Annotated in this window: 13 protein-coding genes, 1 tRNA gene and 2 pseudogenes; 10 read left to right on the top strand and 6 right to left on the bottom strand. The window is 67.9% G+C overall.

What is annotated here, in order from left to right:
• Nucleotides 1-224: 224 nt before the first annotated feature.
• The gene (locus tag AB0N17_RS44110) at nucleotides 225-392 is read right to left on the bottom strand and encodes a hypothetical protein (protein WP_366017333.1); all 168 of its coding nucleotides are present in this window, start codon (nucleotides 390-392) and stop codon (nucleotides 225-227) included.
• Between the two features lie 135 nt (nucleotides 393-527).
• A pseudogene (locus tag AB0N17_RS44105) lies at nucleotides 528-811 on the bottom strand (hypothetical protein).
• Between the two features lie 282 nt (nucleotides 812-1,093).
• Between AB0N17_RS44105 and AB0N17_RS44100 the strand changes: the two are divergent.
• From AB0N17_RS44100 to AB0N17_RS44085, 4 genes are all read left to right on the top strand, one after another.
• On the top strand, nucleotides 1,094-1,531 hold the full coding sequence (locus AB0N17_RS44100; RefSeq protein WP_366017332.1) for a hypothetical protein: 438 nt from the start codon (nucleotides 1,094-1,096) through the stop codon (nucleotides 1,529-1,531).
• The gene (locus AB0N17_RS44095) at nucleotides 1,528-4,185 is read left to right on the top strand and encodes a Helicase associated domain protein (RefSeq protein ID WP_366017331.1); all 2,658 of its coding nucleotides are present in this window, start codon (nucleotides 1,528-1,530) and stop codon (nucleotides 4,183-4,185) included. Before AB0N17_RS44100 ends, AB0N17_RS44095 begins: the two co-directional genes overlap by 4 nt.
• A 403-nt stretch (nucleotides 4,186-4,588) precedes the next feature.
• Nucleotides 4,589-5,122, top strand: coding sequence for a hypothetical protein (locus AB0N17_RS44090; protein ID WP_366017330.1), 534 nt, complete (start codon nucleotides 4,589-4,591; stop codon nucleotides 5,120-5,122).
• Between the two features lie 29 nt (nucleotides 5,123-5,151).
• Nucleotides 5,152-5,565, top strand: a complete 414-nt coding sequence (locus tag AB0N17_RS44085; RefSeq protein WP_366017329.1) for a PP2C family protein-serine/threonine phosphatase — start codon at nucleotides 5,152-5,154, stop codon at nucleotides 5,563-5,565.
• Nucleotides 5,566-5,697: 132 nt separating this feature from the next.
• Here AB0N17_RS44085 and AB0N17_RS44080 read toward each other — a convergent pair whose 3' ends face one another.
• Nucleotides 5,698-6,093 (bottom strand): TIGR02391 family protein, encoded by a 396-nt coding sequence (locus AB0N17_RS44080; RefSeq protein WP_366017336.1) that lies wholly within the window; start codon nucleotides 6,091-6,093, stop codon nucleotides 5,698-5,700.
• Nucleotides 6,094-6,191: 98 nt separating this feature from the next.
• Here AB0N17_RS44080 and AB0N17_RS44075 point away from each other — a divergent pair.
• Nucleotides 6,192-6,268, top strand: a tRNA-Met gene (locus AB0N17_RS44075).
• A gap of 179 nt (nucleotides 6,269-6,447) precedes the next feature.
• Here AB0N17_RS44075 and AB0N17_RS44070 read toward each other — a convergent pair.
• Nucleotides 6,448-6,801 carry a hypothetical protein gene (locus AB0N17_RS44070; protein ID WP_366017328.1) on the bottom strand — a complete coding sequence of 118 codons (354 nt, stop codon included), beginning with the start codon at nucleotides 6,799-6,801 and terminating at the stop codon, nucleotides 6,448-6,450.
• A gap of 364 nt (nucleotides 6,802-7,165) precedes the next feature.
• A complete protein-coding gene (locus AB0N17_RS44065) occupies nucleotides 7,166-7,528 on the bottom strand; it encodes a hypothetical protein (protein WP_366017327.1) in 363 nt (120 codons plus the stop codon).
• 523 nt (nucleotides 7,529-8,051) lie between these two features.
• Here AB0N17_RS44065 and AB0N17_RS44060 point away from each other — a divergent pair.
• The 3 genes from AB0N17_RS44060 (at nucleotide 8,052) to AB0N17_RS44050 (ending at nucleotide 10,520) form a co-directional block, all read left to right on the top strand.
• Nucleotides 8,052-9,260 (top strand): helix-turn-helix domain-containing protein, encoded by a 1,209-nt coding sequence (locus AB0N17_RS44060; protein ID WP_366017335.1) that lies wholly within the window; start codon nucleotides 8,052-8,054, stop codon nucleotides 9,258-9,260.
• A 71-nt stretch (nucleotides 9,261-9,331) separates the two neighbouring features.
• A complete protein-coding gene (locus AB0N17_RS44055) occupies nucleotides 9,332-9,529 on the top strand; it encodes a transposase (RefSeq protein WP_366017326.1) in 198 nt (65 codons plus the stop codon).
• Between the two features lie 124 nt (nucleotides 9,530-9,653).
• Nucleotides 9,654-10,520, top strand: coding sequence for an IS3 family transposase (locus AB0N17_RS44050; protein ID WP_366017325.1), 867 nt, complete (start codon nucleotides 9,654-9,656; stop codon nucleotides 10,518-10,520).
• Nucleotides 10,521-10,540: 20 nt separating this feature from the next.
• Here AB0N17_RS44050 and AB0N17_RS44045 read toward each other — a convergent pair whose 3' ends face one another.
• Nucleotides 10,541-10,798, bottom strand: a complete 258-nt coding sequence (locus AB0N17_RS44045; protein WP_366017334.1) for a hypothetical protein — start codon at nucleotides 10,796-10,798, stop codon at nucleotides 10,541-10,543.
• Here AB0N17_RS44045 and AB0N17_RS44040 point away from each other — a divergent pair.
• Nucleotides 10,709-10,972 (top strand): hypothetical protein, encoded by a 264-nt coding sequence (locus AB0N17_RS44040; protein WP_366017337.1) that lies wholly within the window; start codon nucleotides 10,709-10,711, stop codon nucleotides 10,970-10,972. The genes AB0N17_RS44045 and AB0N17_RS44040 overlap by 90 nt on opposite strands.
• 466 nt (nucleotides 10,973-11,438) lie before the next feature.
• Nucleotides 11,439-11,639: pseudogene (locus tag AB0N17_RS44035) on the top strand (hypothetical protein); the annotation flags it as partial.
• Nucleotides 11,640-11,806 lie beyond the last annotated feature (167 nt).

Below are 11,806 nucleotides of genomic sequence, written 5' to 3'. Positions count from 1 at the left end.
CGGCGCCGGCAAGGCGGCCGACTCTCCGGCTCCGGAAGCGGTGGCAGCCCCACCCCGCCCTGACGCGGCGGTCGGCTCGTCGCTCCCGCCCTCACTCGGTGCCTTCGCTGCGCTCCGGTTACCGGGTGGCGCTGCGCGCCACGAGGGCCGGCCCGAGCAGCAGCAAAGGGTGGGCGGGGCAGGCCTCCGGCTGGCCTCTGCGACTGGCGGAGCTTGATGCCGGGTCAGCGTCTGCGGGACCAGGTGCTGCCGATTCCCGCAACGTGCAGAGCCTGAGCAGTCAGCCCCAGGAGCATGACGTTGACGGACGAGAACGTGTGATGGGTGCTGGCCTCGGCCGCGTTGATGAGAAACGCGATGAAGAACAGCACTGCCGCGACTATGCCGAGCATGACGGAACTCCTCTCGAAGGGTGAGGCCCGTATGCCCGGCCACCGCCCCCACAGACATGGGGCGGCGCCTTGAAGCCGCACGACTCACCTGACAGGAGCCTGGCCGCCGCTCATGCAGGACAGGCTGATGGGCCCTCAGGCGTGGGCGTGGCGGGTAACTGCCGCCTTGTGCAAGGCGGCGTGATGCGCGGGCCGGCCCGTTGTGGGGACTGCCAGACGCCGCAGGGACAGACGAGGAGGCTAGTGAAGACGGCCAGGAGGAGGACGGACACCCACATCTGCCGACTTCCGGGCGCCTGCAAGCCAGTCCAGGCGGCAGATCCCGCCCACGACAGGACACCCACGGTGTAGAAGGAACGGACGCGGTGCAGCTGCCGCACAGCCCGCAGGAACTGAATGCGTTCGATGTTCGGTGCCATGCGCAGCCGTGTACCCCGATGCGCGATGACCATCAGGGCCGGAAGAGACCTTGTGGAGGGGTCTTCATGCGGGAGGCTCGCGTGTCTGCATCCAGTGTGATGCATCATGTAGCGTTGGCGTAATCGAGGGACACCCGGCAGGGGGCGGTACGCGTGTTGATTTACGAGTATCTTCCCCATGAGCTTGCCCGCCTCGGTGTGGTCTCGAGCGCCGCCGGGCTCGATCGCCGCCAAGTGGCTGCGCAGGTACGCCGGGCTCGAGAACGCGCCAGGAGGGCGAGGATGGCCCTGCCCGAACCGCATCGCTTGAGTGAGCTGTACATCGCGGAATTGCGGCACCTTCAGTGGGAGCGGATCGCCGGTCTCATGGCCGAGGAGTGGATGGCCGCGTACACGCCCTCCCGCGACTCGCGTGCCGTCCGCTACGAACAGCAGCGTTTGCAGCGGCTGATGAGGGACGTGGCCGAGGCCGAGCGGTCAGGTGTCAAGGGTCCGGAAATCTGTCGGCACCGCGTCTACCGGGTCGATGCCCGGCCCACTGCCGGCTGTTCCAGCCCGGACATGCCGGCTCCTGTCGTCCATCTGACGGCTGCGTCAGCCGATGAAGCGGCCGAGCGGGCCTGGGCCGTACACGGAAGAGCCGGCGGCCTCTACCAGCGCGGCAGCTACCGGATCGCTTCCGTCGAACACGTCCTTCCCGAGCCGGGGGAACTCTTTTGATCCAGCTCCGAGAGCACCAGGTACAACAGAGATCGAGCTTCCGAAAATGGGTCGGATTCCCTGCAAGATCACCTGTGCCTCCGGGAGGGATGCGGGGCACGATCGTGTCCGCGACCGGATCAGGTAAGACGATCACCGCCGCCGCGTGCGGGCTGGAGTGCTTCCCCCACGGCCGGATCCTCGTCACCGTGCCGACCCTGGACCTTCTCGTGCAGACCGCCCAGGCATGGCGCCTGGTAGGTCACCGCTCCCCCATGGTCGCGGTGTGCTCGCTGGAGAACGACCCGGTGCTCAACTCGCTGGGGGTGCGTACCACCAGCAACCCCATCCAGCTGGCACTGTGGGCCAGGTCCGGGCCGGTGGTCGTGTTCGCCACGTACGCCTCCCTCGTGGACCGCGAGGACCCGGAGGACCTGCTCGGTCAGGGGAAAGTCCGTGGACCGCTGGAGGCCGCTCTGGCGGGCGGGGAGCGGCTCTATGGTCAGCAGATGGCGGGCTTCGACCTCGCGATCGTGGACGAGGCGCATTCAACCGCAGGTGATCTGGGCAGGCCGTGGGCGGCGATCCACGACAACGCCCGTATCCCCGCCGACTTCCGGCTGTACCTCACCGCCACCCCGCGCATCCTGGCCTCGCCCCGGCCGCAGAGGGGCGCGGAGGGCCAGGAGCTGGAGCTGGCATCGATGGGCCAGGACTCCGACACCTACGGCTCCTGGCTGGCCGAGCTCGGGCTCTCGGAGGCGATCGAGCGGGGCATCCTCGCCGGGTTCGAGATCGACGTGCTGGAGATTCGCGACCCCTCCCCCGTCTTCGGGGAGTCGGAGGAGGTGCAGCGGGGGCGGCGCCTGGCGCTCCTGCAGACGGCGCTGCTGGAGCACGCGGCGGCGTACAACCTGCGTACGGTCATGACGTTCCACCAAAGGGTGGAGGAGGCAATGGCGTTCGCGGAGAAGCTGCCGCAGACGGCAGCCGAGCTGTACGTCAACGATGCCTCGGACGAGGACCTGGCGGCCGCAGACCGGTTGCCGAGGTCGTCGATCGACGCGGAGTTCTACGAGCTGGAGGCCGGCCGCCACGTACCGCCGGACCGGGTCTGGTCGGCGTGGCTGTGCGGCGACCACCTCGTCACCGAGCGGCGCGAGGTACTGCGCCAGTTCGCGAACGGCATCGACGCCGCCGGCCGCCGGGTCCACCGTGCCTTCCTCGCCAGCTGCCGCGTCCTCGGGGAAGGCGTCGACATCACCGGCGAACGGGGCGTGGAGGCCGTGTGCTTCGCCGACACCCGCGGCTCCCAGGTGGAGATCGTGCAGAACATCGGCCGGGCGCTCAGGTTGAACCGCGACGGCAGCACCAAGGTGGCCAGGATCATTGTGCCGGTGCTCCTGGAGCCCGGCGAGGACCCGCAGGACATGGTCGCCTCCGCCTCGTTCCGCCCTCTTGTAGCCGTGCTTCAGGGCCTGCGCAGTCATGATGAGCGCCTGGTCGAGCAACTCGCTTCCCGCGCCCTCACCCACGGACAGCGCAAGGTCCACCTCCAGCGCGACGAAGAGGGGCGCATCGTCGGGGCCGGCGAAGAGAGCGACGGCGAGGACCAGGAGCAGGGCGACACCGATGCCGCTGCAGAATCGGCCCTGCTCCACTTCTCCAGCCCGCGCGACGCCGCGACCATCGCGGCGTTCCTGCGCACCCGGGTCTACCGGCCGGAGTCGCTGGTGTGGTTGGAGGGCTACCAGGCCCTGCTCCGGTGGCGAAAAGAGAACAAGATCATCGGCGTTCACGCCGTCCCGTACGACGTTGAGGTCGAGGTCGGCATCACCAAGGACTTCCCCCTCGGACGGTGGGTGCACCAGCAGCGCAAGGCCCTGCGGGCCGGGGAGCTGGAGGAGCGGCGCAAGACCCTCCTGGACGCACCGGAAGCCGGGATGGTCTGGGAGCCCGGCGAGGAAGCGTGGGAGGCCAAGCTCGCCGCGCTGCGGTCGTACCGACGGGCCACCGGGCACCTCGCGCCACGCCAGGACGCCGTCTGGGGCGAGGGCGAGGCGATGGTGCCCGTCGGGCAGCACATGGCCAACCTCCGGCGCGAGGGCGGCCTGGGGAAGGACCCGGTACGGGCGGCGGAGCGCGCGAAGCAGCTGGCCGCGATCGACCCGGACTGGAACTGCCCGTGGCCGCTGGACTGGCAGCGGCACTACCGCGTCCTCGCGGACCTGGTCGACGCCGACGGCAGCCTGCCCGACACCCAGCCCGGCGTGCAGTTCGACGGCGATGACCTGGGGAGGTGGCTCCAGCGGCAGACACAGCCGGGCACCTGGGCGCAGCTGTCGAGCGAGCAGCAGGAGCGGCTGACCATGCTGGGCATCAAACCGCTTCAGGAGGCCTCTCCCGCCCCGGCGACCGCGCGCGCGGCCAAGGGCATGACGAAGGCACAGCAGGCATTCCAGCGCGGCCTGACAGCCCTCGCCCAGTGGGTGGAACGGGAAGGCGCCCACCGGCCCGTGCCCCGCGGCCACTGCGAACAGACCACAGTCGACGGCGAGGCCGAACCGGTCGTCGTCAGGTTGGGTGTGTGGGTATCGAACACTCGCGCGAGGCGGGACCGGCTTGCCCAGGAGCAGCTGGACGCGCTGCGGGAGCTGGGCCTGGAGTGGGCGTAAATCCGAACCGGTCGGCCGTTCCAGAGCACAGAGAGACCCCGGGCCGCAGACGCCCGGGGTCCGTATCTCCGACTGCCGTCAGCGGCTGCTCAGCCACCAGGTAGGCGCGGGCGAACAAGGTGGTGCCAGCCTCTGTTGCCGCTCCACGCACCACGGCGAACAGCGCACTGCGTGCGAGTCGCCGAAGGGTCTTGCCTGTCGTCCGTGTTTGTTTCGAGGTCACCTTGATGGAGACCTTCTCCGGTGGCAAGTCGCTCTGGATGAGGCGCTGTTGTATTTCGATGTCTTCGGACAGCACCCTCCGTCGTACGTGGTGGCATGATTCTCGGACGGATTCAGACGGTTTTGGACGACGGGGGCACGAGGGTTGGGACGCGCTGGGCAACTTCGTAAGCCTGAGCTGGTGGGAGCGCACCAGGAACTCAATGCGGCGCTGCATCGACTGCATCTACTGGCCGGGAGACCCAGCCTTGCCGAGGTCGCCCAGGCGCTCAAAGGTGCCGGTATCTCCCGGAGCACCATCCACGACGCGTTCTGCAGCCAGCAGCTGCCGAAGTGGAAAGTGATCGACGCGTTGGTTGAAGTCCTTTCCTCTCAGGCCCCAGGCGGTCGCCCTGAAGAGGACCAGAAGGTGCTGTATGAGGTGTGGCTGCGTGCAGCCAAGGAGAGCGACGAGCAGCAGAATCAAAGGCCCCAGAGCGACAGAGAGCGGAAGGCGGAGGCCCACGAACTCCTGCAACGCGCCCTCTTGCCGCAGGAGATCCTCCAGATCGACGGACTTGAAATCGCTAGTCGCTACCTACCGGCGATTGACCCCCACCGGGCCAGCGGGGACTGGTTCGACGTGATCCCCCTGGAGGGCACCCAGGTAGCTCTCGCGGTCGGCGATGTGATGGGCGGCTCCATCACCTCGGTCTGCCTCCCCACAAAGCACTGAACCTGCTCAGCGAACAGGCACAGCGTCTGTTGGGAGACCGGATCGCAACCTGCGTATGCGCCGTATACGACACCGATACCCGCCTCCTGGACATCTCCAGTGCCGGCCACCTCCCACCCTTCCTGCTGAACAAGGACGGCACCGGCTTCATTCTGGACATGCCGACGGGGCTACCAATCGGCCTGGCTGCAGATGCCTGCGAGACAGTCACAGTTCAGATGGAGCCGGGTGAGACACTCTTCTTCCTCACGGACGGAGTGATCGTCTCACCGACTGAGGGCCTCGATCCCGGCCTCGACCGTCTGACTACGAGCCTGGCGGAAGCACAGACAACCAGCGCTCCCGCCCTGCCGTCACTCGAAGACCTGATCGACGTGCCGCTGAAGGGCCTCAGTAACCTCCGGCTCGACGACGCTGTTCGGCTTGCCGCACGCTTCTCCTGACAGCGGCATGCCGACGCGCTGCGGGGGCATGGGAGTGGGCGTGACGTCGCCGCCGACTGGCGTTGAACCAGCCGGACACTCACGAGACCCTGGGCTGTCATGGCCGCGCCCGGAGTCAGTCTGCGAAACCCTTCATAGGTCTCCAGCCTCAGGTTTCGTCGCACGCTGCTTGGCCCGTTCGACCTGGCGCAGCAGCAGGTCGGCGAACTGGATGATCTCGGCGGCCCCGACCGGGTCGTCGAACTTCACAGTGCGATGGCTGGACGGGTTCTTGTACGCGCCCATGGCTCCGGCGAAAAGAGCCGAGGCGGCTTCCTGCTCTCCGCCTTCGGCTTCGGCGTCAGCCAGCGGCCCGCCAGCTTTGCCGTTCTTGTGCGGCTGGAACGCCGCGCGCATGAGAGGCACGCCGACCAGGGAGTTGTCGAGACCGGAGGCTTCGCGGACGGCCACCTCGACTGCTTTCATGGCCGCGAAGCTGGCGAGCTCGTACTCACCCAGATGGAAGTTGGTGCGCACCGGCCCCTCCAGGGCTGTGCTGCTGCAGCTCCTTCATCGCAAGGTCTACTGGCGGACGTCCCCCGGCCTGTATCTCTTCCCCTCCTGTGGCATAGGCTGGCCTGCATCGACGCGGGGTGGAGCAGCTCGGTAGCTCGCTGGGCTCATAACCCAGAGGTCGCAGGTTCAAATCCTGTCCCCGCTACCAAAGCCACCGGCCCCTTCCTCCAGGGAAGGGGCCGGTGCCGTATCCGTACACGCCCCCTCATGCCACACCGCTCCGCGCCCGGCTTGTTCTCCGTCCTGGCGACGGTCAGTGGAACCGTCAGGGCCGGTGGGCGCCCACGAGAGGTCTCCCCATCCGGGGCCGGCTGTCGGGTCATCGCTCTACGCGACGTTGATCTCAGGGGCGTCAGCGAGTGCCGTGTCGTCGGACTCGGCCTGCCTGGCGAGCATGCTTTTGTGGGCTTTGACCCAGGCGTAGGTGCCTACGTCATGCGGCCTATCCTTCTCCAGGGCCCGGCGTCCTGCTTCGATCCACGACAGCAGGTCGCGAGCGTGACAGATGGTGAGGAAGGCGATGGCCTGCGCTGGATCGACGGGCAGGATGTGGCCTTGGATGATGCGGCGGGTGGTACTGCTCGGCAGCACGCCCGGGCCGGCCATCCGTTGCATCTCTCCAGGTGTGGGGCAGCCGGCCCAGACGTGCTGATCGCGCAGTGTCCGGCTGAAGTCCGCCACGCCCCAGACCATCTGTGGGTCCGGGGCCTTGTGAAGGCAGTACGGCGCCCGGGCCGCCCGGCGCGCGCAGATCCACAGCGACCGGGCACGGCGCATGGGGTCCCACGGGACGAGCCATGTACGCGCCCTCCTCGGCAGCGGCCTGCCCCGTGCGGCGCAGCCAGGGCCGGACTTGGCTGGCGCGTTCTCCTCGTCACCGAGCGAGGACACCGTCCACAGCTGTCCGAACCCGGTCGGCCCCTTCGGGTGAACAGGTCTTGCGCAGAGCGGTGTTGGTGCCGGGCCGGCACGGTTCGGCCCGGCACCTGGATGGCGTACCAGCCTCAAGGGAGGAGAATGCCTATTCTCCCTCAGCTCGAACAGATCAGAAGACCCAAGCGCCCCAACCAACCTGGTTGGTGTTGACGTCCCAGACCTCTACAGAGAGCTTGTGCACACCGTCGTTGTGGTACTCCGGCCACGTGTTCACCCCACCTCCCCAGCCGGTGTGCGTGATGCCGCCAGTCTGAGTATTCGTCTGCCACAGGTCCACCTTGCACTCGTTGGCGGGCCCGTCGACGTGACCGTAGGCGTACATGTCAGAGTAGGGGAGGATGTACGCATGGCAGTTGCCGGCGAACGCATCCCCACCCAGGCTGGCTGCTGACGCAGCGCTGGCCGAGACGGCGACGAGGCTTGCTGCGGCAATCCCTGCCGCAGCGAACTTGATCGTGCGTCCGATCTTCACGGTTACTCCTTCAGAGATAGTGACGGGTGAAGGGGCATGCCTGAGCTGGTTCAGTCAGTGGTCGATGCCCGGCCCCGGTGGACGGGTCGCGCGCCACGAAGTGGGGTGGCCGATCATGCGCGCCAAATCAGCAGGTCACCTGCGGTCTGACGTCCCGTCGGCCGGTCCCTTGCTTCTCATCAGGGAGATTCTTGGAGTGAGCCCTGCGAAAGGGCATGCGCACTCAAGATCGACCCGATGGACCGACATGATCGGCTACACCACGTGGTGGGACAGCATCTCCGCGTGAGCTGTCCCGCTTGAGAGCGTCACACTGGTTGCGGCCATGAACGGCTGCGGCGGGGACTGGTTCGGGTCGAGCGACGCATGCGCCTTCCTTTCGTTTCGGTTTCCGATCCTGATCGTCCGCAGCCGCTCGCGGCGGTGACCAGGCAGAACAGGCGGAAGAAAGACCGGCAGTTTTCCCGGCAGACACCCTGTGGTGTACTCACCTGCACAGCTTCAGATCATCCGGCGGGGCGTGATGAACGAGGGCGGATTCGGGGCGCATTTGCGCGCCCGGCGCAGCAGGACCGGGCTGACGCAGGAGGAGCTCGCCGAACGCTCGGGGCTGAGCGTGCGGGCCATCCGTGACCTCGAGCACGGCAGGGTGGCCCGGCCCCGCCGGGAAACGTTGCGGCTGCTGGCCACGGCACTCGACCTGCCAGAGGACGAGGGCGAGGAATTCCTTCGCCTTGCCCGTCAGGCGCTACCACCAGCTCTGGCCGGGCTCGTTGACGCCGAGTCACCGACCGCTCCCGCCACGAGGGCACCCAACCGCGGTGACAATCCACATGCCGCAGTCGTCCCACCAAACGAACCGGCCACGCCCCCAAAGGCAGAGGCAGCCGGACACGAGCGCGGGAGAAAACACGCGGCACACTACGGCATCCTGCTCACCGCCCTGCTGACAGTCACCGCCGTCTCATCCGACCACGGCCCGCTGCCCGCACTGCCGTCCCACCATGGCCCGAGCATCCCCCGGACCGCGAATCGAGGCCCGCTGCCCGCACTGCCGTCCCACCACGGCCCGAGCATCCCCCGGACCACGAGCACGGGTGCCTATGCCGCCCGGATCGGCAACCTCGACGTCGCGACCCCTGAGGGTCCGTCGTTCACCGGGACCGATCTGCCGGTGCTGCACGCGGTCGCCCGCGGCGATACGCTGATCGTCACCGTCGCGCTCACCAGTGCGGGCTCAGGTGCGGTCACCGTGACCGACACAGCCGGCAACACCTACCGGCCGGCCGGGCAGATCAACGTCCACGGCCGCCTGCAGCTCTTCGCAGTACTCCGTGCCAGGCCGCTGGACACACTCGATCGGATCACCATTCGCTGGCCGAGAGCCACCGTCACCCATATGTCGATCGGCGTCGACGCGTTTCGGGGGATCACTGCCGCCGGGCCCTGGGCCGAATCCGAATTGGACATTGGCTACAAAGCAACCGACATCGGCGGCCTCACGCCATGTTCCGTAGGCGACCTCTTGTTCATCGCCGTGAACGCCTCAACCGACCCCGCCCCCCAATTCGATGCGCCCTGGCGGGAAACGCCCTGGCAGCCCGTGGACCTACCACTCCAAAACCCTACGCTCACGACGGCCTACCGCTCCATCACCTCCGCAGACGACGACTGCACGGCCCCCGGCACCGCGACCCCACCATGGGAGTCCATCACCCTGCGCCTCCACTGAGCGGCAAGACCAAGCAGCACTGACATTCCCCTCGTAGCGTGGAGTCGTGACCGGAGGGGAAGTTGAGGGTCATGGCGGGGAAGAGGCGCTCGTACGATGCGGAGATCCGCGCAGGGGCGGTACGGATCGTGACGGAGACCGGGAAGTCGGCCGCGGAGGTCGCGCGGGACCTGGGCGTGCAGCCGAGCACGCTGCAGAACTGGGTCCACCGCGCGCGAGCCCGGGCGGACGCTGAGGCAGCCGGGGGCCTGAGCGAGGTGCGAACGTGACGAGCTGCGTCGGCTGCGCGAGGAGAACGTGCGGCAGCGCAAGGAGATCGCCGAGCTCGGGATGGAGCGCGATGTCCTCAAGCGATCGGTGGTTCTGTGGGTGAAGGAGGCGATGAAGTGACGGTTGCGGGCTTCATCGCCGACCAGAGGACCGAGCACGTCGTCCCGCACACGGCTGTCTGCCGGGCCCTTGGGGTGTCCGAGTCCTGGTTCTACAAGTGGCGCCGCCGCCCGGTCGAGCCGACGAAGCGCGAGGTGCGGCGGGCCGAACTGGCCGACCGGATACGCCACTTCTTCGCCGCGTCCGGCAACATCGCCGCGCATCACGCTCGACCTGTGGGCCGAGGGCTGGCAGGTGTCCGAGAACACCGTCGCCAAGATCATGGCCGAGCTCGGCCTCCAGGGCCGCAAGCCCCCGTGCCGACGCCGCTCGCTGACCCGCCAGGGCCGGCGGAAGACTGCCCGTGACCTTGTGAACCGCCACTTCGACGCCGTCTCGCCGAACGTCTTGTGGGTCGGCGACATGACCGGGATCGACACAGGCGAGGGCAAGCTCTACCTCGCCAGCGTGATTGACCTGTTCTCTCGCCGCCGGCTCGGCTACGCGATGGGCGTCCACCACGACGCCGCCCTGGTCAGCGCCTCGCTGGAGATGGCTGCGGCCACCCGGGGCGGCCAGGTGGACGGGGTGATCTTCCACAGCGACAGGGGCAGCGAATACACCAGCCGGGCCTACAACAACCTGTGCGACCGGCTCGGTGTCGTCCAGTCCATGGGGCGGGTTGGGTCGGCGCTGGACAACGCCGCGGTCGAGAGCTTCCACTCCAGGATCAAGGTCGAGTACATCCACCGGCACCGCTTCGCGACCCGGGCAGAGGCCAGGATCAAGATCGCGACCTGGATCACGGACTTCTACAACACCCGACGCCGACACAGCGCGGCCGGCGGCCTACCGCCCGTGGAGTTCGAACGGATCATCAGCAAGGCATGAGCCAAGGCCCATCAGGAGGCTCAGGCCGCATAGCGGAGGACTCCACGATTACAGGGGATTGACACCTTCACCGCTCCATACGTACGCCATAGGCCCTTCAACGGGCCCCTGGCGAGAACGTCCGTGAGCGCCCAAGGCGTGGTAGCGGCCCGCGTCTTAATCTGCTGAAAATCCCAGAAGAGACGGCCATGAGCCTGTCCGTCGTCACTGCGGACAACGATGATGTCCGCACCGTGCTCGCAGATGACGTGGACCGGCTCGCCAGCGACTATCTCCAGGATGGCCTGCGCAGCGACATGAACCTGGTACTCGTATCCCCGAAGCACGACGGAACCCGAATCGTCCGGCGCGACGGTCCAAATCGGATCAGCCATGCGCCCCGCCCATTCTCCCAAGCACGCAGCGTAAGTGGCGCCACACCGGTCAGTCGATCACTTCAGCGGAACTCGTGACGCCGGGAGTATCAGATGGGGGCAATCTTGACCCGGTGACCGGCTGACCGGCCGAGGAACGCCGTCAGCGGCAGTGTGGTCGGGGGTCCCCTGCCGCCCCGCGCGTCTTTACCGCGCCCGGCCCGGCCTCTCCTCGCCGACCTCCCTCACCTGACGTCACCGCCGCACTGACGCGACACGGGCGCGGCGGCCCCGGCCGACGCGCAATCGGCTGAGCGCGCCCCGATCCCCGGCCACGGCCGCGCCGCCCATCCCGCCCGTCCCTTCCTCCTTCACACCAGCCAAGAGACATGGGCAGAGCAGCCGCAACGGGGATGTCAGCAGGGCGACCACGGCAAAACCGCGTGGTGACCTTCACGGACACGGGGACGGTCCTGCGGGCCGCGCAACCCTTGGCGCAACGGATAGGCGCAACCTCGTACTCCTGGTCGACCACGGCGACCGGTCACGCGGCCCGGACAGCTCCGTGGGCGCGGGCGAGGTGACGCAGCTCGCAGCGTGCCGCCGGCACCGGGTGGCCCTGACCGACGACGTCGGCGTCATCACCGGTGACCTCACCGTTCGCACCGCCCTCGCCGATGACGGGCGCAGCGCGCACGTCACCGTCCAGTACACCGGCGCTGACGAGTGGTACACCCTCACCGGCAGCCCCGCGCCGATCCCCGAGTGAGGTCTCACGGGCTACCACCGGGACCTCCTCGGGCGTATCCGGCGGGGTCAGGGCGCCGCGGCCACTTGATTACTGACTTTGTAGTCGTGGTGTCGTCGGCGTGAGTCCTGTTCCGGTGAGGCATCCGTCGATGATGCTGCTGCGGTATTGGAGCTGGCGGAGGC

Origin of the sequence: Streptomyces sp. NPDC051133, from assembly GCF_040682635.1 — a bacterium.
Lineage (GTDB): Bacteria > Actinomycetota > Actinomycetes > Streptomycetales > Streptomycetaceae > Streptomyces.
The sequence above is the reverse complement of the archived record's forward strand: the minus strand, read 5'-3'. Positions and strand labels throughout refer to the sequence as shown.

What these genes read in the sequence shown, in the direction of transcription:
- AB0N17_RS44110 (WP_366017333.1), bottom strand. Translation starts at nt 392, where the DNA reads ATGCTCGGCATAGTCGCGGCAGTGCTGTTCTTCATCGCGTTTCTCATC.
- AB0N17_RS44060 (WP_366017335.1), top strand. Translation starts at nt 8,052, where the DNA reads ATGAACGAGGGCGGATTCGGGGCGCATTTGCGCGCCCGGCGCAGCAGG.
- AB0N17_RS44055 (WP_366017326.1), top strand. Translation starts at nt 9,332, where the DNA reads ATGGCGGGGAAGAGGCGCTCGTACGATGCGGAGATCCGCGCAGGGGCG.
- AB0N17_RS44040 (WP_366017337.1), top strand. Translation starts at nt 10,709, where the DNA reads ATGAGCCTGTCCGTCGTCACTGCGGACAACGATGATGTCCGCACCGTG.
- AB0N17_RS44100 (WP_366017332.1), top strand. Translation starts at nt 1,094, where the DNA reads ATGGCCCTGCCCGAACCGCATCGCTTGAGTGAGCTGTACATCGCGGAA.